General features: G+C 72.4%; 19 protein-coding genes, 2 tRNA genes and 2 CRISPR repeat arrays. Of the genes, 6 read left to right on the top strand and 15 right to left on the bottom strand.

Annotation, left to right across the window (positions count from 1 at the left end; genetic code table 11):
- Positions 1 to 224 precede the first annotated feature (224 nt).
- Positions 225 to 989, top strand: coding sequence for a Clp protease N-terminal domain-containing protein (locus ACFQRF_RS22130; RefSeq protein ID WP_379873080.1), 765 nt, complete (start codon positions 225 to 227; stop codon positions 987 to 989).
- Positions 990 to 1,126: 137 nt separating this feature from the next.
- On the opposite strand, the gene ACFQRF_RS22135 is transcribed toward ACFQRF_RS22130, so the two are convergent.
- The gene (locus tag ACFQRF_RS22135) at positions 1,127 to 3,298 is read right to left on the bottom strand and encodes a heavy metal translocating P-type ATPase (protein WP_379873081.1); all 2,172 of its coding nucleotides are present in this window, start codon (positions 3,296 to 3,298) and stop codon (positions 1,127 to 1,129) included.
- Positions 3,299 to 3,301: 3 nt separating this feature from the next.
- A complete protein-coding gene (locus ACFQRF_RS22140) occupies positions 3,302 to 3,661 on the bottom strand; it encodes an ArsR/SmtB family transcription factor (RefSeq protein WP_379873082.1) in 360 nt (119 codons plus the stop codon).
- Between the two features lie 94 nt (positions 3,662 to 3,755).
- On the opposite strand from ACFQRF_RS22140, the gene ACFQRF_RS22145 reads away from it, so the two are divergent.
- From ACFQRF_RS22145 to ACFQRF_RS22155, 3 genes are all read left to right on the top strand, one after another.
- Entirely contained in the window at positions 3,756 to 4,355 is a 600-nt protein-coding gene (locus ACFQRF_RS22145) for a methyltransferase family protein (protein WP_379873083.1), read from the top strand.
- Positions 4,356 to 4,510: 155 nt separating this feature from the next.
- Positions 4,511 to 5,227, top strand: coding sequence for a response regulator (locus ACFQRF_RS22150; protein ID WP_379873084.1), 717 nt, complete (start codon positions 4,511 to 4,513; stop codon positions 5,225 to 5,227).
- A gap of 201 nt (positions 5,228 to 5,428) precedes the next feature.
- On the top strand, positions 5,429 to 5,560 hold the full coding sequence (locus ACFQRF_RS22155; RefSeq protein WP_379873085.1) for a hypothetical protein: 132 nt from the start codon (positions 5,429 to 5,431) through the stop codon (positions 5,558 to 5,560).
- A 76-nt stretch (positions 5,561 to 5,636) separates the two neighbouring features.
- On the opposite strand, the gene ACFQRF_RS22160 is transcribed toward ACFQRF_RS22155, so the two are convergent.
- Positions 5,637 to 6,581 (bottom strand): alpha/beta hydrolase family protein, encoded by a 945-nt coding sequence (locus ACFQRF_RS22160; protein WP_379873086.1) that lies wholly within the window; start codon positions 6,579 to 6,581, stop codon positions 5,637 to 5,639.
- Positions 6,582 to 6,807: 226 nt separating this feature from the next.
- Between ACFQRF_RS22160 and ACFQRF_RS22165 the strand changes: the two genes are divergently transcribed.
- Positions 6,808 to 7,398 (top strand): TetR/AcrR family transcriptional regulator, encoded by a 591-nt coding sequence (locus ACFQRF_RS22165; RefSeq protein ID WP_379873087.1) that lies wholly within the window; start codon positions 6,808 to 6,810, stop codon positions 7,396 to 7,398.
- Between the two features lie 235 nt (positions 7,399 to 7,633).
- On the opposite strand, the gene ACFQRF_RS22170 is transcribed toward ACFQRF_RS22165, so the two are convergent.
- The 9 genes from ACFQRF_RS22170 to ACFQRF_RS22210 form a co-directional block, all read right to left on the bottom strand.
- Positions 7,634 to 8,299, bottom strand: coding sequence for an AIM24 family protein (locus ACFQRF_RS22170; protein ID WP_379873088.1), 666 nt, complete (start codon positions 8,297 to 8,299; stop codon positions 7,634 to 7,636).
- A gap of 168 nt (positions 8,300 to 8,467) precedes the next feature.
- On the bottom strand, positions 8,468 to 10,033 hold the full coding sequence (locus ACFQRF_RS22175; protein WP_379873089.1) for a TROVE domain-containing protein: 1,566 nt from the start codon (positions 10,031 to 10,033) through the stop codon (positions 8,468 to 8,470).
- Between the two features lie 104 nt (positions 10,034 to 10,137).
- A tRNA-OTHER gene (locus tag ACFQRF_RS22180) sits at positions 10,138 to 10,207 on the bottom strand.
- Positions 10,208 to 10,446: 239 nt separating this feature from the next.
- A tRNA-Val gene (locus ACFQRF_RS22185) sits at positions 10,447 to 10,520 on the bottom strand.
- A 65-nt stretch (positions 10,521 to 10,585) separates the two neighbouring features.
- Positions 10,586 to 10,936: a hypothetical protein gene (locus ACFQRF_RS22190; protein ID WP_379873090.1), complete on the bottom strand. Its 351-nt coding sequence runs from the start codon at positions 10,934 to 10,936 to the stop codon at positions 10,586 to 10,588.
- 17 nt (positions 10,937 to 10,953) lie between these two features.
- Positions 10,954 to 11,415: a peroxiredoxin gene (locus ACFQRF_RS22195; RefSeq protein WP_379873091.1), complete on the bottom strand. Its 462-nt coding sequence runs from the start codon at positions 11,413 to 11,415 to the stop codon at positions 10,954 to 10,956.
- 124 nt (positions 11,416 to 11,539) lie between these two features.
- A complete protein-coding gene (locus ACFQRF_RS22200; RefSeq protein WP_379873092.1) occupies positions 11,540 to 11,971 on the bottom strand; it encodes a DUF3052 domain-containing protein in 432 nt (143 codons plus the stop codon).
- A 169-nt stretch (positions 11,972 to 12,140) separates the two neighbouring features.
- Positions 12,141 to 12,554 (bottom strand): secondary thiamine-phosphate synthase enzyme YjbQ, encoded by a 414-nt coding sequence (locus ACFQRF_RS22205; RefSeq protein ID WP_379873093.1) that lies wholly within the window; start codon positions 12,552 to 12,554, stop codon positions 12,141 to 12,143.
- Between the two features lie 86 nt (positions 12,555 to 12,640).
- On the bottom strand, positions 12,641 to 13,129 hold the full coding sequence (locus tag ACFQRF_RS22210; protein ID WP_379873094.1) for a DUF3060 domain-containing protein: 489 nt from the start codon (positions 13,127 to 13,129) through the stop codon (positions 12,641 to 12,643).
- 263 nt (positions 13,130 to 13,392) lie between these two features.
- Here ACFQRF_RS22210 and ACFQRF_RS22215 point away from each other — a divergent pair, with 263 nt between their 5' ends.
- On the top strand, positions 13,393 to 15,093 hold the full coding sequence (locus ACFQRF_RS22215; RefSeq protein WP_379873095.1) for an alkaline phosphatase D family protein: 1,701 nt from the start codon (positions 13,393 to 13,395) through the stop codon (positions 15,091 to 15,093).
- A 31-nt stretch (positions 15,094 to 15,124) separates the two neighbouring features.
- Here ACFQRF_RS22215 and ACFQRF_RS22220 read toward each other — a convergent pair whose 3' ends face one another.
- The 3 genes from ACFQRF_RS22220 to ACFQRF_RS22230 form a co-directional block, all read right to left on the bottom strand.
- Positions 15,125 to 15,934: a putative hydro-lyase gene (locus tag ACFQRF_RS22220; protein WP_379873096.1), complete on the bottom strand. Its 810-nt coding sequence runs from the start codon at positions 15,932 to 15,934 to the stop codon at positions 15,125 to 15,127.
- A gap of 512 nt (positions 15,935 to 16,446) precedes the next feature.
- Positions 16,447 to 17,147: direct repeats of the CRISPR family, unit length 29 nt; unit sequence GGGACCATCCCCGCGCGTGCGGGGAGCAC.
- A 338-nt stretch (positions 17,148 to 17,485) separates the two neighbouring features.
- Positions 17,486 to 17,885: direct repeats of the CRISPR family, unit length 29 nt; unit sequence GGGACCATCCCCGCGCGTGCGGGGAGCAC.
- A 591-nt stretch (positions 17,886 to 18,476) separates the two neighbouring features.
- Positions 18,477 to 19,421 (bottom strand): DUF1177 domain-containing protein, encoded by a 945-nt coding sequence (locus tag ACFQRF_RS22225; protein ID WP_379873097.1) that lies wholly within the window; start codon positions 19,419 to 19,421, stop codon positions 18,477 to 18,479.
- Positions 19,421 to 20,752, bottom strand: coding sequence for a M20 family metallopeptidase (locus ACFQRF_RS22230; protein WP_379873098.1), 1,332 nt, complete (start codon positions 20,750 to 20,752; stop codon positions 19,421 to 19,423). The genes ACFQRF_RS22225 and ACFQRF_RS22230 overlap by 1 nt, the downstream gene beginning before the upstream one ends.
- Between the last annotated feature and the right edge of the window lie 59 nt (positions 20,753 to 20,811).

A 20,811-nucleotide genomic window follows, 5' to 3' on the forward strand; every position in this document is an offset into this window, starting at 1 on the left:
GGGAACGCGGGGGATCGGTAAGCGCTTACCGATTTCCGTCGAGTATCCCAACGGTTACGGATCGTGGCAAGAAGTGAATTCCGGTCACCCCTTCCCCGGAGACACACTCGGCACACGAACCCCGCCGGTTCCATGGCGACCGGATTGGGGTTAGCCCCCCGTCGATATATAACCCCAATGGGGGTATATGTTAGCGTGACCCCACCCACACCGGAGGAGGCCCCGTGCCGAAGATCAACGTCTACCTGCCGGACGAACTCGCCGAAGCGGTCCGCGACACCGGCGTGCCGGTGTCCGCGGTCTGCCAGCGCGCCCTGGAACAGGCGGTGCGCCGGATCACGGCGATCCGGCAGAGCACCCTGACCGACCTCACGGCCGACGACCTCGCCGAGCGGCTGCCGAACTTCACTCCGCGGGCCCGCGCCGCTGTCAGCCTGGCCGTTGATCGGGCCCGCGCGGACGGTGCCCCGGCCGTGGGAACGGGGCACCTGCTCGCCGGCATGCTCGACGAGGGCGGCAACCTCGCGCTGCACGTGCTCCGGGCGGTCGAGATCGACCCCGATCAGGTACAGCGCGACCTGGCCGGTCGGGCCGACGCCGAACCGGGGGCCACCGGTCCGGCCGGTCAGAGCGCGGCGGCCCGGTTCAGCGGCCCCGCCGCCGCCGCGCTGGAGCTGACGGTGACCGAGGCGACCTCGCTCGGACACAACTACGTGGGCTGCGAGCACCTGCTGCTGGGACTGGTCACCGAGCCCGACGGTGCCGGCGGCCAGGTGCTGCGGGCGCTGGGCGCCGAGGCCAGGCTGACCCGCCGAGCGGTGGCGGCGGCCCTGGCCGGCTACGTCCACCTGCGCGCCCAGACCGCCGCGGCTCCGGCCGGTGATCCCGCTGCGGTCGTGGCCGCGGCGGTGCGGCAGCAGCTCCAGCCGCTGGTGGCCCGCATCGAACGCCTGGAGCACCGGCTCGACGTCACTCCGGACGCGGGGTGAGGACGGCGGGCGGGCGGCCCCGCCCGGCGGTCCCGGAGCGGGCGCGGCGGCGCGCGGCGACCGTCAAGGCCGCCGTCGGCCCCGTCGTCCGCCCCGTCCTGCGGTCGGCGGCCGCGGCACTCCTTCTGGTGCTGCCGCTACTCCCCCTGCTGTTCGACGCGCCGTGACCGGGGACGAGACAGCGAACCGGGTCCTGTACGCGGTAGATCATGTCGCAACATGCCCGCCAATTCGGACAGAGCGGGACGGCCGTGCGCGGCCTCCGTCCGGCCGGAGCGCGGAACCCCCGAGCGGCTGCGGAGCGGAGGGAGCCCCGCACGCAGGCCGTTGGCGATGACCACGACCTCGGCCACCTCGTGGGTGAGGATGACGGCGCCCAGGCCGAGCGTCCCGACGGCCGCCAGCGGGACCAGGACGAGCAGGATGCCGCCGGACAGCGCCAGGTTCTGGAGCATGATGCGGCGGGCCCGGCGCGCGTGGCCGAGCGCCCGGGGCAGGTGGGTCAGGTCCTCCCCCATGAGGGCGACGTCGGCGGTCTCCATGGCGACGTCGGTGCCCATCGCGCCCATGGCGACGCCGACGTGCGCGGTGGCGAGCGCCGGTGCGTCGTTGACACCGTCGCCGACCATCGCCACCGGGCCGCCCTCGCCCAGCCGCCGGACGAGGGCGGCCTTGTCCTCCGGCAGCAGTTCGGCGTGCACCTGTGTGATGCCGGCCGCCCGGGCGAGGTGGCGGGCGGCGCGGGCGTTGTCGCCGGTGAGCATGGCGGTGCGCAGGCCGTCCCGGTGCAGTCCGGCGACGGCGTCGGCGGCCTCGGGCCGGAGTTCGTCGCGGATCGCGACCGCGCCGACCGGCTCGCCGTCGGCCTCGACCAGGATGGCGGTGGCCCCCTGCTCCTGCATGCGGTGCACGGCCGTGGCGAGCGGCCCGGGCGCGACGAACCCCGGCCGCCCCACCCGCAACCGGGCGCCGTCGAGTTCGCCGGTGAGGCCGCTGCCGGACACGGCCGCCACGCCGGTGGCCGCCACCGGCCGGCCGACCTCGGCGAGGATCGCCCGGGCCAGCGGGTGCTCGCTGCGTGCCTCCAGCGCGGCGGCGTAGTGGAGGACCCGCTCTCGGGTATGGCCGGCGGCGGGCTCGACCGCCACCACCTCGGGGGCGTTACGGGTGAGCGTCCCGGTCTTGTCGAGCGCGACGGTGCGCACGGTGCCCAGGGCCTCCAGCGCGGCGCCGCCTTTGATCAGCACACCGGAACGGGTCGCCGCGCCGATGGCCGCGACCACGGTGACCGGTACCGAGATGGCGAACGCGCACGGAGAGGCCGCGACCAGGACGACCAGGGCGCGCTCCAGCCAGACCACCGGTTCGCCGAGCACGGCGCCGATCCCGGCGATCCCGGCGGCCACCACGAGGACGCCCGGCACCAGCGGGCGGGCGACACGGGCCGCCAGCCGCTGACCGGCCCCCTTGCGCTCCTGAGCCTGCTCCACCAGGCGCACGACGCGGGCCAGCGAGTTGTCGGCGACCCCGGCGGTGACGTCGACCTCCAGCACGCCGCCGCCGTTCACCGACCCGGCGAACACCTCGCTGCCGGGTGCGACGTCCACCGGCAGCGACTCACCGGTGACGGCGGAGGTGTCGAGGGTGGAGTGCCCGGCCCGCACGACGCCATCGGTGGCGAGCCGCTCCCCCGCGCGGACCAGCAGCACGTCCCCCGCCGCCAGTCGCGCGGGCGCGACCTCGGCCGTGCTCCCATCGGGCCGCAGCACGGTCGCGCGGGGCGGGACCAGTGACAGCAGGGCGCGCAGCCCGTGACGGGTGTGCGCCACGGCGTGGTCCTCCAGCGCCTCGGCGAGGGAGAACAGGAAGGCCAGCATCGCGGCCTCTCCCACCTCGCCGAGCAGCACCGCGCCGGTCATGGCGATCGTCATGAGGGTGCCCACCCCGAGCCGGCCACGCGCCAGGGCGCGCAGGGTCGCGGGGACGAACGTCCGGCCGCCCGCGACGATCGCGGCGGCGTGCGGCAGCAGTGCGGCGGGGTGATCGCCGGGCAGCCCCGCCATGACCGCGCCGGTCAGCCAGAGCAGACCGGCGAGCCCGGCCCAGCGCACGCCCGGCGACCGCCAGAGCGGCACGGGCGCCCGATCCCCGTCCGGTTCCGGTGCCGCGCAGGTGGGATCTCCGCAGCCGCCGGTCGCGGGGGCGGTTTCAGCGGGGGCACGGTCGTGGGAGGGGGCGGCGGCCTGGGCCCGAGCCGGCCGCTCCGTCGCGGAGCCGGGTTCGCCTCCGCCGCGGCAAGCGTCCGGCATCGCCTACTCCGCTCTGCTCATCGCCGGGGCGAGGACCGCCAGCAGCGCCCGGCCCGCTTCGGTCAGCCGGTACATCACGAGCTTGCCGTCCCGCCGCGACGCCGCGAGCCCCGCCGTACGGAGCTGACGGACGTGGTGGGAGACCAGGTTCTGCGAGGCCCCGCACACCCATGCGAGGTCGCAGACGCACAGTTCCGTACCGGCCGCGAGCGCGGAGGCGATCCGCAACCGGGTGGGGTCGGCTAGCGCCTTGGCCCGTTCGGCGGCAGCGCGCGCGGCATCGTCCGAGGCCAGACGGCTTCGGACCTCTTCCGCGCGCGGCAGGTCCAGGCACAGCAGTTCACATTCGTCTCCGGAAGCCATAGCAACAAACTAACAGGTGTTGATGTGTTGTCGCCACGCATGGTTCACTGCATGGTGAATACATTCCTTACTGTACTCACGGTGGAGGCACCCCATGGCATGGATCGCATTGACCGGCTACCTCGCGCTGCTCGCCGTCGCCTTCGGCTGGCAGTCCTGGCGGCAGTACCGCCGCACCGGCGACAACGGGTTGCGCCTCGCGGCGGCGCGGGGGACCGTCCAGTGGTGGGCCCGGCTGCTGTTCGGCACGGCGATGCTGGCCGGGCTGGCCGCTCCGGTGGCGGCCCTGCTCGGCCTGCCGGGCCTCGCCACCCCGCCAGCCGCGGGCGTGCTGGGCGCGGCCCTCCTCCTCGGCACGCTCATCGCCCTGCCCGCCGCACAGCGGGCCATGCGCGGGTCCTGGCGGGTGGGCGTCGACGCCGCCGAGCGGACCGCGCTGGTCACCGGCGGCCCGTTCCGGCTGGTGCGCAACCCGATCTTCACCATCCTGGCGGCGGGCTACACCGGCCTCACCCTCCTCGTTCCCAACGGGATCGCGATCGCGGGCCTCGCCGTGCTGATCACCGCGATCCAGCTCCAGGTCCGCCGCATCGAGGAGCCGTACCTGCTGCGCGCCCACGGCCGACGGTACCGGGAGTACGCGGCGGCGACCGGGCGCTTCCTCCCCCGGATCGGCCGGATCCGCACCCGGTGACCGGCACCCGCCAATCCGGACGGCTGGTGCGGTTCCCCACCACCGAGCGAAAGAATCAGACATCTCGGACACGTTGCGCTCGGGCGCGTCCGAGCATCCGGCACAGCGTGCGAGAGTGTGAGAACACACGCGCCTGCCGCCCCCAGGGAGGAAACGTGAGCGGCTCATCCTCCGTCCCGGCACCCACCCCACCGGCCGACGTCACCGAGGAACCGATCCGGGTTCTCGTCGTGGACGATCACGCGTTCTTCCGGCGCGGGCTGGTGTCCGTGCTGGCGGAGGAGGCCGACATCGACGTCGTGGGCGAGGCGGGCGACGGGGAGCAGGCCATCCGCCAGGCCGGTGATCTGCGGCCCGACGTGGTGCTGATGGACGTGCGGATGCCGCGCACCAGCGGGATCGACGCCTGCACCGGCATCAAGGACGCCGTGCCCAGCGCCAAGATCGTCATGCTCACCATCAGCGACGAAGAGGAGGACCTCTTCGACGCTCTCAAGGCCGGCGCCACCGGCTACCTGCTGAAGACCATCTCCGTCGACGAACTGCCCGACGCGGTCCGCGCCATCTCCGGCGGGCAGTCCTTCATCAACCCGTCCATGGCCACCAAGCTCATCACCGAGTTCACCACCCTGGCGCGCAAGGGCACCGGCCGCGCCGAGCAGGCCGCGGGGCCGCGGCTGACCGAGCGCGAAATGGAGGTGCTCCGGCTGGTCGCCCGCGGCCTGAGCAACCGGGAGATCGCCAAGCAGCTGGTGATCTCCGACAACACCGTGAAGAACCACGTGCGCAACATCCTGGAGAAGCTCCAGCTGCACTCGCGCATGGAGGCGGCGATCTACGCCATCCGCCAGAACGTGATCCAGGTGGAGTGACGGGCGCTCCCCGGCGGGACCGGTGCCGCGGCGGTGGTCGCCGGCCTGCCGGCCGGGGAGCATGGCCGAGCGAGCGAAGCGCTCGGTCCCCGGAATCACCGGTCGGCCGTTTGTGCCGTCCGGACGCGGTTAGCGGCGGTGGCGGGACGAGACACAGGGCCCGTGGTCCGTGCCACCCCGTACCGAGGGAGGGTGCCCACGATGCGCGCAACCGTGAAGATCGCCGTGATCGCGGCCGTGGCGCTGGGACTACTCGGTCCCGGCACCGGCATCGCGACGGCGGACACGTTCGGGCAGTGCGGCGAGCCCGGGATCTCCCGGAACGTGTGCTAGCCGCCGCTCCGCACGGACACGGGCGGCGTGTCCCGGACGTGCCCGGAACACACCGCCCGGGGCGGCGACGCCTCCGTCACTTGGACTCGATCCGCCCCAGCGGGTGGGCGCCCTGCGCCAGGGCCTGCCGCATCGCCCGCCAACCGGAGTCCTCGATGCCGAGCGCGCTGCGAAGGTAGGCCCAGGTCACCCGCTGGACGAGAGCGACGCGTTCGGGGTTCTCGTCGGTCGTTTCCTTGACCTCGTACCCCGCGATACCACCGAGCGAGTGTTCGGCCCCGTAGAGGGTGAGCAGGCTCTTCTCGCCGGGGCTCAGGTAGTACGGGTCGGCCGTCCAGTCCGCTCCCCGGACGGTCAGCGGCAATTCGTCCCGGTCCCCCATGATCACGAGGGCCGGTGTGGTCATGTTCGCGAAGCTCGGGTTCATGAACGGAAAGTTCTCGGCGGCGAACGGGGTCAGGTCGGCGCCGCCGCGTCCCGCCGTTGCGATCAGCACGCCGGCCTTGACCCGGGAGTCGGAAAGGTCCTCCTCCGTCCCGGTCTTTGGATCCCGGACGCGCAGGCCCAGCAGATTTCCCGCCGTCTGCCCACCGAAGGAGTGCCCGGCCGCGGCGATTCGGCTCCGATCGAGGCGTCCCTTGAGACCGGGCACGGCGGCTTCCACCAGGTCGAGGCTATCGAGGACGCGCTTCATGTCCTCGACCCGGAACCGCCAGATCCGTGGCGTGCGGGGGTCGGTGGCGGGAATGCCGAGTGTTCTGGAGTCGAGGTGGGTGGGTTGCACGACGACGAACCCGTGCGCCGCCCAGAAGTCGGTCAAGGGGCCGTAGCCGTGCAACGACGAGCCGAAGCCGTGCGAGAAGAGGATCACGGGGAGATCACGCCCCGTCTCGGGCGCGGACACCCGCACCCGCAGGTCGTCGCCACGTCCCGGGACTGAGAGCACCACCGGTTGCACCGAGACGACGGGGGTGGGCGTACCGATGGCCAGGTCCACGGTCACCGGGTCTGTTGCGGTCATGAGAGGTCTTCCGTTCAGCTGTCTCGTGATGGACATGGCCGGCCCCGACGCGACACAGCCCGCCACGCCACCCGGCCATTGCGCCGCCGCCCCGCGCGGTACCGCCCCTGCGGAATTGGATCTCGGGCCCCTGATCTGACATGATGCAGAAACGGGACAGCGTCCCGCTTGACGATACGGGACACTGTCCCGTTTATCAACCGCGTCAGGGAAGGGAGACCGCACAGTGGCCGGAAGCGCCCGGAACACGGACCGAGCGACCCGCCCCAAACGGGCGGACGCACGCCGCAACCAGGAGAACCTGCTCGACGCGGCCGCCGCCATCTTCGTCACGTCAGGCGTGGAAGCCCCGATCCGCGACATCGCGGCCAAGGCCGGCGTGGGGACCGCCACGATCTACCGCCACTTCCCCACACGGGCGGACCTCATCATCGCCGTCTACCGCCACCAGGTGGACTCCCTCGCCGAAGCCGGCCCCACCCTGCTGAAGAACAGCGCGACGCCCTACGCGGCACTCGGGCAGTGGATCGACCTCTTCGTCGACTTCGTGATCACCAAACAGGGCCTCGCCACCGTCCTCCAGTCCGACGACCCCTGCTACGACCCCCTGCACTCCTACTTCCTGGAACGCCTCGTCCCCGCGTGCACCCGACTACTCGACGCGGCGACCGACTCCGGCGAAATCCGCACCGACCTGGCCGCCTACGAACTCATGCGCGGCGTCGGAGGCATCTGCGCAGGCGCCGGCAACAACCACCACTACGACGCACGCCGACTGGTCGGACTCCTCATCGCAGGGCTCCGCCGAGCGGAGTGAGGGGGGCCGCGTCCTCTGGCCCTTCGCCGGCAGGGGCGGCAGGCCCTCGCAGGAACACCTCGGCGAAGAGCTGGTCGGCGCCTCGGGCAGGCAGGAAACTCCGACCAGCCGCTCGTCGGCGTGCTGCCGCACTAGCGCGGTCAGCGCCCCCCGCACGAGGGGCACGGTCGCGGGCGTCAGGTGGGAATGCCCGGTGATCCCGAGCGTCGACGCGGTGAACCCGTTCCGTGTGAGGTCAGCCGGCCGACTGCGCCGCGACCGGGGGGCCTTCGGACGCCTGCACCAGGACGAACCCCTGGCCCTCGAACACCAATTGCACGGCCTCACCGCTGCCGCGCCCGATGAGCGCCCCGGCCTTGACCGTACGCCGCACGCCCGTGTGCAGGGACGACGACCAGGCGACCGCGGAGTCGGTGTCGACGTAGGTGGGCCGGTCGACGTTGAGCAGCACGGGCATGCCGTGGCACGCGATCGCGATCCGCCCATGCCCGGTGAACACCGTGTTGAACAGTCCGCCGGCCGCGATCCCCGCGCCTTCGACGCGTTTGATGTCCCAGTTCACCCCGGACTCGAAGGCGAGCACGTTCTCGCCACTGACCGTGATGGAGTCGCCGTCGAGATCGACGATGTGCACATCCCAGGCATCGCGCGCCAGGAAGACGTCACCGCGCCCGGAAACCTTCATCAACGGCAGGCCCTCGCCGGTGAACGCCTTCTTGAAGAGCTTGCCGATCCCCCCGGCCCCCTGGTAGGCGAAGTCCACCTCCCCCTGATAGGCGACCATGGCGCCCTGTCTGGCGAAGAACTCCCCTTCGAAGTTCACCCGGAGCATCTGGGGGTTCTGCAGGCTCATCCCCGGCTGGTCGGACTCTCGTACCTGATCGAACAGTTCGCTACGCATGCCGCCATTCTCCCGGCATCTTGGACACCGGAGCACTGGCCAGAGGCCGACGCCGGCCAATGTAGGACACTTCTGCCAACGGCAAGCGCCTTGAGAGGTGCGTGCGGCGTGATCTCGGCGCCGGAGGCGGGTTCCCCGACCGCGAAGGCCGGGGCCTCGTCTGCCAGGTCAGGATTCCCAGGGCCACTGGGCGGTCTGGCCCGCCTCGATGAGCGGGACCATGCGGAACGCCGCGTCGGACAGTCCGCCGAACAGGTGCCGATTCCGTTCACCGCTGGGTCCGTGGCCGTACCGGTACCCGGCCAGGTTCCACGTGTAGACCGGTACCGAGTCCGGCACCTCGCGCGTCGGGTCCTGGCCGTAGTGCGCCTGCTCGTCGGTCACGATCACCACGCGGTCGTGCCGCCGGTACTGCCGACGCACGGCGTCCGCCGTGGACGTCCCGCCGCGCGGTCCCCAGAACCGCTCGGTGACGCGGAGGAGCGCGTCGCCCCGGCGGACCGGCACGGCCGTGGAAGTGTTGTCGAACTGCACCAGGTCCGCGGACTCGGCGCGCAGCGCCAGGGCGGCCCCGAACACCTGGGCGGCGGCCGAGCACGTCAGGTCGGATCGCGCGGACAGCCTCGAACACATCGACCCCGACTGGTCCACGAGGATCAGCGTGCGTCCCGGCAGGGCCGGCACATTCGCGAGGCAGTGGCCGAGCGCGGTCTCCAGAGCGTGACCCCACCGCAGCGACGGCGCGGCCCGGTACGCGGAGAGGAACCGCATCGGGAGCTGACGGCTCTTGGCGACCTCGTCCGCGTCGGCGAGCTTCGCGGCGACCCGAGCGGCCACCGTGTCACTCACCCCGGCCTCATCGAAGTTCCTGAGGTTGCGCAGCAGCGCCATGTACCCCATGTTCGGGATCACGGCCTCCCACGCCCGCGCGTCCATCGGCCCCTGAAGCCACCCTGCCAGCGCCTCCCACGTCATCCCGGCGGCGGCCAGACGTTCGGGGTGCCCGTCCAGAACGCGGCGCCGGTCGGCCACGGGCAGCGCCATCAGCTCAGCGCGCGCACGCAGCATGCCCAGACTCGCCGGAATCTCGGTATCCCGGCCGTGCCGCCGGTCGTGCGCGTGGGAGAACAGGTCGCCCTGCGACGGCCGGTCAGCGGCCGGGGAGGGGTGGACGAGGTTCAGCACATCAGAGAAGCGGAACCCTCGGGAGCCGGTGTCGTACTTCAGCAGCGACCGCTCGTTGTACAGCCGCTGAACGGCGTCGGCGACGCCCCGCTTCACCGGCTTGGGGATCGCGCGGCCGTAGCGGGACGTCCAGTAGGCCAGTGCCTCGCCGGGCTCGTCGGCGCGCTGGAGCGCGGAGTCGACCATTTGCCGGGAGTGCCCGTGTGCCCCGGCGTCCACGCGGGCCTTCGCGCCTTCCAGGGCGGCGACGACGGAGGCGCTGCGCAGGTTCCCCTCGCCGCGCAGCCACCCGATCATGCCGAGCAGCCATTCCGGGTCGGTGACGGCGACCTGGTGGACGAGTGCGCGGAACCGCTCGTCGCGAGCGTCGGCGGACTCGTAGAAACTCGACTCGCTGACCATGTTGGACACGGCCAGGAGGAACAGCTCGCTCTTGGCGTCGCGCGCGTAGCCGGGGCCACCCTCATAGGTCCGGCCGGACGGCGCCGACTCGGAGGTGAGGGGACCGCGGCCGGTCGTCCGGAGGCGAGGGGTGTTGAATTTGGACACGTAAAAGGCCCCTTCCGAGAATTCAGAAGGAGCCAAAGGGTGGCCGAGATCGAATCGGCGGCGGAACATCGGCGCTCTACCACTTGAGCTTCACCGACCGCTCAGGCCGGTGACGGGACTCGAACCCGCAACCTCCCGCTCCTCAGGCGAAGTAACCGCTGCCTGCGCACCGGCCACCCCCACACTGACTCCTCCCGAGATCAAAATGGCGACGGCGTTGCTTGTCATGAAAGAGAAGTAGCCGCAGCCTGCGCACCGGGAGGTACGTGGAGAACATTATCGGCGAGCCCCGAAAATGTCTCGGGGATTTTCGCGTCGTCCCGCTCGCATCCTCGCACTGTGGGAGGGTGACAACACTTGCGCCCCCTGACCTGTGGTTTCACGTCAGGGGGCGCCGGGTCCGTCCGAATGTGTGGGCGCGAGAGGACTCGAACCTCCGACCACCCGCTTGTAAGGCGGGGGCTCTGACCAACTGAGCTACACGCCCGCGGCAACGCCGAACCGCCACTCCGCGGTGCGGGTGGCGACGACGACGATAGTACCGGTTTCCGGCTAGCTGTGTGCGCGTGGTGTGGGCAGGCGGGACAAGCCGCTCAGGGCGCGGGAGAGCGCCTGTTCCACCTCGTTGGTCAGGGCGGCGTCGGGCTCGGTCGTCGTGCCTGACGCGGGTGAGGCGGACTGCGGGCGGACGTCGCCGCAGCTTTGGCACTCGATCTCGCCCAGGCGGCAGAGCAGGAACGTGGATCTGCAGTGGCCGCAGCGGTCGAGGTCGGCCTTCCAGTCCTGGGTGAGTTGGCAGTCCGGGCAGATGTGGATCTGGCGCTCGTGGCGCACCCCGCGCTTCCACGGGTGGATGGTGCGGGTGGGATCACCCTGCCGCGCCCCGCAGATGTGGCAGGGCATGGTCTCCTCCGGTTGGCTCAGCTCAGTTCGGCGAGGGCCTTGCGGTACTCCTCCAGGTCGCGGACCTCCGAGATGGGGTGCACGACGTTCCAGCGCACGGTGCTCTCCCTGTCGATGACGAACGTGCCGCGGAGTGCCAGGCCGCGTGTCTCGTCGAAGACGCCGTAGTCGCGGGCGACTCCGCCGTGCGGCCAGAAGTCGGCGAGCAGCGGGAATTCGAGTCCGTCGCGGTCCGCCCACACCCGGTGGGCGAACATCGAGTCGACGGAGACGGTGAGCAGCTGCGTGTCATCGTTCTGGAAGGCGTCGATGTTGTCGCGGAGCGCCCCCAGCTCCTCGCCGCACAGGCCCGAGAAGGCCAGCGGGTAGAAGACCAGGACGACGTTCTTCCGGCCGGCGAAGTCCGACAGCCGGACGGGCTGTCCGTGCTGGTCGGAGAGTTCGAAGTCCGGCGCCTTCTCGCCAACCCCGATCGGCATGTGGGTCCTCGTTTCCCGTCCTGGAGCGTCCGAGCGTGCCGCTCGCCGTCGGCGGGCGGCACGCTCGGTGGTCAACCTGGGGCAACTGCCTTCGATGGTGCCGCAGGGGCACGCCAGGATCGAATCAGCGGTGCGTCTTCGGGGCGACGAGACGGGTACCCGACCAGTCGGATCCCGCGCTGACGGCGCTGGTCTGCGACAGCCCCGCGGTCGTCGCCGCCTCGGCGACGTCGCTCGGCGACACGTGGCCCTCGCGCCCCGCCTTCGGAGTCAGTACCAGGATGACACCGCCACTCTCGATGGTGGACAGCACGTCGACGAGCACGTCGGTGAGATCGTCCTCCTCGTCGTCCCGCCACCAGAGCAGTGCGGCGTCCACGACGTCGCCGTAGTCCTCATCGACCAGCTCGCTGCCGGTGCACTCGGCGATCGACGCTCGCAGCTGCTCGTCCACGTCGTCGTCGAACCCGAACTCCTGCACCACCTGACCCGGTTTGAACCCGAGTCGTTCGGCCAGGCCACGTTCGCTCTGTGCCTGGCCCGCGGTCGCGCTCACGAAAGTCCTCCTCCACACATTGATGTCGCCCGCTCCTTCCGGGCTCGGCCGTTCGCGGCCCCGAAAACCACCGGGTCGATCCCGCTGTTGCTGGCTAAGTTCACACGCTGCGGTGTCATCCGTCAACGCGTCGCACCCGCGTGCGCTCCTGCTTCTACCATCCTGCCCCTCAGGCGGGGCTCGTCAAGAACGACAGCCGTACCTGACGCTGTGGATTGTCGATGTTGACGTCCACAATGGCGATAGATTGCCACGTCCCCACCTCCAGCTTCCCGGAAACCACCGGAATGGTGGCGTAGGGCGGGATCATGGCCGGCATCACGTGCGAGCGTCCGTGACCGGGGGAACCGTGCCGGTGCCGCCAGCGGTCGTCGGCGGGCAGCAGGTCGCGCAGCGCGGCGAGGAGGTCGTCGTCGGAGCCGGAGCCCAGCTCCATGATCGCCACGCCCGCGGTCGCGTGCGGCACGAACACGTGCAGCAGGCCGTCCCCGCCGGTCTCGGCGGCGAAGTCCGCACACTCCCGGGTGATGTCGGTGACGGTCTCCGAGCGGCCGGTGTGCAGGTCGATGAGTCTTGTCCGCATGCGGCAACCGTTACCCAGCCGGGCGCCGGGGGCAACATCCGCGCTGCCGGCGTCGGCGGCGCCGCGGCCGGGACGGTCCGCAGCGCTCACTCGGTGGCGTCGCCGCCCTGCTCGATGGTGTTCTCCTCGCCGACCTGGAGCCGCGCGGGATCGCCGGAGGCGTAGCGGATGGTGTTGCCGGACCCGGCGACGGTGAACGACTCGGCGGTGCCGACGTCGATCTGGTTGTTGCTGCCGGCCACGTTGATGGCGCCGCACGCACCGTTGAGGGTGATCATCGCGTCGCTCGCGAGGACGGTGACGTTGCGGCCGCCGCAGTCCTCCGTGCGCTCGGCCCCGTCCCCGGCGATCCGCAGCGCGTCACCGTCGGACACCGAGACGTCGCCGCCCTCTCCGCCGACGGAAACGCTGCCGCCCTCGCCGTCGGAGACGGACACGCCCTCGTCGGACACCGAGACACCGCCATCCTCCCCGGAGACGGACACGCCTTCCTCCGACACCGACAGCCCACAGCCGGTCCCGAACACGCCCACGATGGCCAGACCGCCCGCCAGCGCCACGATGCGGTGCCGCATCGGGCACCTCCTTCCCGTTCGCGCCGGCCGGTGACCGGCGTCCCGTCGTTGACTCGCACCTTAGAGCCACCCGAGGGGTACGGCGTTCCCCGCGCGGCCCGCCCGACGGTGACAATCCCCTCGCGACGCGGAGCGGCGCGGCCGCCCGGGCCGAGTCGGTCACGCGGGATCCGCCACACCGCCTCCCGACGGCGGGGCGCGTGCCGCCATACTCGGCAGCGGGCCGCGCCCGGCGGTCCGCTCGACACAGGGGGGATGTGACGGTGGGCGCCCGACTGCGGCTCGGCCCGGTGCTGCGGCACGCAGGGGAGACGACGGCGACGATCTGGGTGGAGACCGACGCGCCGTGCCGCGTCACGGTGACGGCCGCGGACCGTACCGCGGAGGCCGCGACCTTCACGGTGCACGGCCACCACTACGCGGTCTGCGACATCACGGAACTCGCGCCGGGCACGGTGGCGCCCTACACCGTGTCGCTGGACGGCGAGCAGGTATGGCCGGAACCGGCCGACGGACGGCCGCCGAGCCTGCTGCGCACATTGGATCCGGCCGCGGCACCGCGTATCGTGTTCGGCTCGTGCCGCACGCCGGCCGGCCACGGGCCGGCCGAGGTGCGGCGCTTCGGAGTGGACATGCTGCGGGCTTACGCGCTGCGGCTCGCCGCGCGGCGGACCGACGACGCCGCCCCGGACGAGCCGACCGTACTGCTGCTCACCGGCGACCAGGTGTACGCGGACGAACTCCAGCCGCCGATGATGGATTTCCTGCGCGAGCGGCGCCGTCCCACCGAGGGCTCCGAGGCGCCGCCGGCCGACGAGGTCGTGTTCTTCGACGAGTACGCCGAGCTCTACCGGCAGGCGTGGAGCGACCCCGACATCCGCTGGCTGCTGTCCACGGTGCCCACGCTGATGCTGTTCGACGACCACGACATCCGGGACGACTGGAACTCCTCGGGTGCGTGGCGGCGTGAGATGGCCGTCCGGCCGTGGTGGCGGCCGCGCGTCACCTCCGGGCTGGGCGCCTACTGGGTGTACCAGCACGTGGGCAACCTCTCCCCCGCCGAACGGGCGGCGGACCCGGTCCACCGGGCGATCGCGGCGGCGGAGTCCGAGGCGGCGGACGCCCCTGCTTCCCCGGATTCCGGCGGGCGGGCACTGGACGACTTCGCCTGGCGGGCGCACACCGATCCGGCGAGCTACCGGTGGAGCCACCGCCACGATCTCGGCCGCACCCGCGTCGTGATGGTGGACACCCGCTGCGGCCGTGAGGTGGACGACGAGTCGCGCCGCTCGATGCTGGGCGGGCCCGGCGCCGCATGGCTGGACGAGCAGCTCACCGGCGACGTCGACCATCTGGTGCTGGCGTGCACGATCCCGTTCCTGCTGCCCGGCGGCGTGCACCATCTGGAGGCGTGGAACGAGGCGGTGTGCGCCGGGGCCTGGGGCGGGTGGGCGCGTGGTCCGGCCGAGCGGCTGCGCCAGGCGCTGGACCTGGAGCACTGGCCCGCCTTCCAGCGGTCGTTCCGCGACGTGACGGCGGCGGTGCTGGAGGTGGCGGTCGGCCGACGCGGGACACCCCCGGCCAGTGTGCTGTTGCTCGGCGGCGACGTGCACTTCTCCTACCTGGCGCGGGCCCGCGGCCGGGGTGCCGCCGCCTCCACGGCGTCGCCGACGCGGATCGCGCAGCTGGTGTGCTCGCCGATCCGCAACCCGCTGGCGCCCCGGCTGCGCGCGGCGATGGGCCTGGCCTCGAAGCGCCTGATGAGCCTGGCATGCCGGGTCGCGGCCCGCACGGCGGGGGTGCGCGGCCCCGCACTGTCGTGGCGGGTGGACGACGGCCTGTGGTTCGACAACTCACTCGCCACGCTGGTGCTGGACGGCCGGACCGCGGAGGTGACCTGGGAGCACGCCCCCGGCGACGATCACGAGGTGCGGGAGCTGGCCCGGCACCGGATCGCCGAGTGACCTCCCGGGCGTGCCGCCGGGTGGGCGGGCGTCAGGGCACCTGGTAGGAGCCGTCGGGGGCGTCGGTAATGGCCATGTGCCCGGGGGCGTGCCCGATGGCGAACTCGGGCGCCGAGGCCATGACGGCGGCCTGCGGGGTGACCCCGCAGGCCCAGAAGCCCGGAATCTCGCCGGGCCGGACGGGGACCGGGTCGCCGAAGTCGGGCCGGTCGAGGTCGGCGATGCCGAGCGCCGACGGGTCGCCCACGTGCACGGGCGCGCCGTGCACGGCCGGATAGCGGGAGGTGATCCGGACGGCGTCGGCGACCCGGTCGGCGGGGATGGGCCGCATGGAGACGACGAGCGGCCCTGAGATGCGCCCTGCCGGGCGGCAGGCCCGGTCGGTGCGGTACATGGGAACGTTGCGGCCGAGCTCGACGTGCCGGACGGGCACACCGGCGGCGAGCAGCGGCGCCTCAAAGGTGAAACTGCACCCGATGAGGAAGGCGACGAGGTCGTCCCGCCAGACGTCGCGGACGTCAGTGGTCTCGGCGGCGAGCCGACCGTGCTCGTAGACGCGGTAGGCGGGCAGGTCGGTGCGCAGGTCCCCGTCGAAGATGTCGGCGCGGGTCTCGCCGGGCTCGGTGACGGCCAGCACCGGGCACGGCTTGGGGTTGCGCTGCGCGAACAGCAGGAAGTCGAACGCGAGGTCACGCGGAACCGCGATGAGGTTGGCCTGGGCGTAACCGGCCGCGTACCCGGCGGTGGGAACCCGCAGCCCGGCCCGGAACAGCTCCCGGGCCGCACGGGGGCCCAGCCCGGCCGGGTCGGCAGGGGCGGTGGCGGCGGTCGGCGCGGGCATGGAGGCTCCTCACCTGGTGGGGCGGGTACGTGGGGTCGGTTTCAGGCTATCGGGGCGGTGCCGAGGGCCGGTCACCCGGCCAGGACGAGCGAGCCGCCGTGCTCGGGGGCAGGGCCATCGGGGTGGCACAGCGGGAGGTGGGCCGGTCGGGTCGTAGGTGGTGAAGAGGGTGGGCTGTCCGCGCCGGGATCGGTTTTGGCGGGCCGTCGGGAGGTGGTGTAAAGGCGCTCGACGGCCCACACGTCCTCGATCGTGGGAAGGTCGTGGTGGATGGGGGGCGCTGCGGCGTCGGCCGACCTTGGCCGGAGCGAGCGCTCACACCTTTTCGCACCATGCAGGGCCCTCATCGCGCGTGCGGTCCCCAGTCCGTGGGGTTCGCTGCTACCTCGAAGAACGGGGAACGTTCCCCTGCATGCGGGACGGAGCTCGCTCTGGTTGGAGCGAACCGCGCTCGCGGACATCCCAAGCCGCACGGACCGCAGGTCTAGGCATTCGCGGCTCCATGCCGAGGCCGAATCATCCCCGCGCGTGCCGGGAGCACTCGAATTTTGCCCTGCATTCCGTTGAGCAATAGGGACCATCCCCGCGCGTGCGGGGAGCACCGCACTCCAGGGCGGCCGAACTTGCAGATCCGGGGACCATCCCCGCGCGTGCGGGGAGCAGCGACGCGGGGGCGCCGGCCGGGGTCATAGGGCGGGACCATCCCGGCGCGTGCGGGGAGCAGTCTCTCACCACCCGCTTTTGCGGGTGTCGCTCGGGACCATCCCCGCGCGTGCGGGGAGCAGCGCACTCCAGGGCGGCCGAACTTGCAGATCCGGGGACCATCCCCGCGCGTGCGGGGAGCAGCGACGCGGGGGCGCCGGCCGGGGTCATAGGGCGGGACCATCCCGGCGCGTGCGGGGAGCAGTCGTAGAGGCTCGCGCCGCCGGGGCCGCGGATGGGACCATCCCCGCGCGTGCGGGGAGCAGTCTCTCACCACCCGCTTTTGCGGGTGTCGCTCGGGACCATCCCCGCGCGTGCGGGGAGCAGCGCTGTGGTGACGGCGGCGCGTAGTGCGGTGCGGGACCATCCCCGCGCGTGCGGGGAGCAGCGAAGCGGGCGCGACGTCTTGGACGGCGGCGCGGGACCATCCCCGCGCGTGCGGGGAGCAGCCGACCGTCAACGTGTGGTGGTTGTACAGGTCGGGACCATCCCCGCGCGTGCGGGGAGCAGTCTTGCTGACCTGCGACGTTATCAGCGTGGAGTCGCGTTTTCGACCACTTTCCCAATGAACGGTGACTCAGCCGGCCCAGGAGGACCAAGCCTCGCCCTCAGCGACGTAAACGTGGACGGAGCACAATGCCGACTCGCCCCTCAGGCTCCGGCCACGCGGGCCAACCGACACCCGCCCCCGAGACCTCGATGCTTCGACGCCCTGGACACAGCCGCTCCACGCGCTGCCGACCGGGGAAGCGGCCGACTTACCGTGCGCGGTACGGCTGTCAGAAGTCGTGACGCCGTCCCCCTAGTGCGGAACGCAACCGCAGAGTCCAGTCACGCGACCGCCCCGTGCCTACCATCCCCGCGCATGCGGGGAGCACATCTTGCCCCTGGAGCACGACGCCGCCCTGGAGGGACCATCCCCGCGCGTGCGGGGAGCACGCGTAGATCCGATCCGCAGCTCACGCGTGAGTCCGCCGGGACCATCCCCGCGCGTGCGGGGAGCACTCCGCCTCCTGGATCCAGGCGGCATCGGTGCGGGGACCATCCCCGCGCGTGCGGGGAGCACGGCACCGACCCGACGGTTTCCCCCCGCGAGCTGGGACCATCCCCGCGCGTGCGGGGAGCACCGCAGGTCAGGCGGGTGCCTCCCCCTCTCGGAGGGATCATCCCCGCGCGTGCGGGGAGCACTGCCCCCTGGCGTAGCGGGACAATGTCGTCCTGGGATCATCCCCGCGCGTGCGGGGAGCACTCTTACTGACCTGCGACGTTATCAGCGCGGAGTCTCGTTTTCGACCACTTTCCGATACTGCGGCCCCACCGGCCAGGGGACGAAGCCCCACCCTCCACGACATCGACGTGCGCGCGACGGAACGCCCGCACGCGCCCCCGAACCCCGGCGACGTGCAATCGACGCCGCCCGTACTCGAACCGGGCGGGCGCACGCCGCGTCGGCCGGAGTGGGGGCCGGCCTGGTGCACCCGCTTCGTCGGGCTTCTCGTCCACGGCGCACGGCGCCGTCCCCGGGTCCGGAGGAGCGGCCCACCGATGGCGGCGCGGCTGGGCGCCGCCTGTTCCCGTACGAATTCCCGTACGGAGCCCAGGCGCACGGCCGGGCTGCCAAGCCGTTTCGTCTGCGGCATCGGTGGCCGCCGGGCCGGGGCGTCCGGTCCGGCTGCCCCCGCCGGGCGACGGCGGGACCTGCTTCTCCGGCCGCCTGGACCGGGGCGCGCGTCGCGCCTTGGTGCGGCCAGCGGCGGCGCCCGTCCACGCGGTCGATCGCGCCGCGCGATGGGCGGAGGTGAACCGTGGGGCCGGATGAACCTCGGCGGCGCCGTCGGCCTTACCCGGCGTCCGTGCCGAGGGTCTGGAATCTGGTCATCGACCCGTACAGCCGCACCAGCCGGTCGAACTCCGCGGCGTCGTGGAACCGCGCCTGGCCGGCGGTGAACGCCTTGCCGACCTCGATCGCGTAGCGGGCGGCCTCGGCGATGTCGGTCTCGTGGCTGGCTCCGGTGCCGCACCCGGGTACGGCGCTGGCGGCGGTGATGGCCAGTCCGACGACGGGCGCGGCCGTCGCCGTGGCCGGCTGCAGGATGGAGTTGATGTGGTACACGTCGTTGCCGTACGGCGTGATGTCCTGCGTGGTGACCGGGTAGGTGACCACCGGCCGGCCGGTGACCGTCTCCAGCAGTTCGACGAGGTCGGGGCTGACCCGCAGGATGTAGCCCTCCTTGACGGTGGGCGACAGCGCCAGGCCGCGGTGGTTGATGATGCGGTTGCCCTTGGTGGTGTCGATGGAGAGCACGGCGTCCATCTCGGCGGACACCTCGTAGGCGTTCATCTGGTCCATGTCGACCGAGGACCCCATGAACGGCACCGGGTCGTGCGGCTCGGTGGGGGCGTCGGGGCAGACGTGCGTGCCGACGATGACGTCGCCGGCCAGCCGGTCGCCGCGGCGGGCCATGACGGCGAGCTTCTCGGCGGCGCTGAGCGCCGCGACCGCGCCGTCGCCGTCGGAGACGAAGCCGATCCGCTCGGGACGGGCGCCGACGCCGCCGAGCCGCCCGACGATGCCGAGCGTGGGCGCGTCGCCGCCGGCGAGCCGGCCGCGGGTCCCGGGCACGACCACGCGCACGAAGTCGGTGCTGCCGCCCTCCCCCTGCACGGTGGTGACCTCGATCTCGACGTCGGCCGCGCCGATGGCGGCCAGGCGCTCGGCCACGGCGGCGCCGGTGGCGGCGGGGTCGTCGAGCAGGTCGATCATGTCCAGTACATGCCGGAGCACTAGTTCGTTCCCTTCCCATGGGGGGCGGCGTCGGAGGTGGCTCCGGCGCCGGTGACGGTGTCCAGGTAGCGCAGAGCGGTGAGAGCGTAGACCTTGGCGGCGTCCACGACCTGCCCGGCCCACGCCCGCTCGTTGAAGCCGTGGATGGTGGGCAGGTCGGCGGGCCCGTACTGCAGCACCGGAATGCCGGCCTGGCGGAACCAGCGGGCGTCGCTGGTCGCCCATTGCAGGACGCCGTGGCCCTCGGGGTCGACCAGTTCGCGGACCGCGCCGACGAGGGTGGCGACCACCGGATCGGTCGGCGGTGTCCAGTTGGCCTCCGACCGCGCGCCCCGCTCGGTGAGTTCGGCCTCGACCCCGGCCTCGGCGAGCAGCCGGCGGGCCTCGGCGAGGACGTCGTCGCGGCGCACCCCGAACGGCACCCGGCAGTCGACGGTGATGACGCAGGTGTCGGCGACGACGTTGATGGCGGTCCCGCCGTGCACGGTGCCGATGTTGATGGTCACGTGGTCGAACGCGGCGCCGAAGTCCTCGGGCTCATGGATGCGCACGTACTCCTTGGAGACGGCGATGATCTCGGCCAGCTCCGCGGGAATGTCGGGGGTGATGTCGAAGAGCGCCTGCAGCGCCATGATGGCCCGGGCCGCCTTGACGTTGGCCGAGACGCCCGAGAGCGGGGACAGGCTGCCGTGGCCGGGCCGCCCGGTGATGCGCAGCTCGAACTGGCAGCTGCCCTTCTGGCCGATGGTGGGGTGGCCGGGGCCGGACGGCTCGGCGATGACCGCGCCGGTGACGCCGTCCAGCAGCCCGTCCGCCGCGATGCGGGGCACGCCGCGCGTCCCGCCGGTCTCCTCGTCGGCGACCGACACGAAGGTGAGCGGACCGCCGAGCGGCACTCGCATCTCGGCGAGCAGGGCGGTGACGAACAGGACGCCGGCCAGGCCGGCCTTCATGTCGCTGGCGCCGCGCCCGCGCAGCCAGCCGTCGACGACGTCTCCGGCGAACGGGTCGAAGTCCCAGCGGGCGCGATCGCCGACCGGGACGACGTCGGCGTGCCCCGCCAGCGCCAGGTGCCGTCCGCTGCGGCCACGGCCGGTCCCGGGGTAGGTGGCGAGGACGTTGGTCCGCCCGTCGCCTCCGTCGTGGCGGACGGCGCGCAGCCCACGGTCGTCGAGGTAGCCGGCGATGAAATCGCTGACGGCGGGATCGTCGCCGGGTGGGTTCTCACTCGGGATCCGGATGAGGGCGCCGGCCAGGTCGAGCAGTTCCGCGGCGCGGTCGTCGATGGCCGCGAGCAGGTCGCGTTCCCAGCCCTGGCGGGAGGCGGTCACGCATGCTCCTTGCTCATGGGGGTAGCCCGGGAGGATGGCGGCGTCCGGCGGAGTCCGTA

This window comes from Marinactinospora rubrisoli (assembly GCF_042664915.1).
Lineage (GTDB): Bacteria > Actinomycetota > Actinomycetes > Streptosporangiales > Streptosporangiaceae > Marinitenerispora > Marinitenerispora rubrisoli.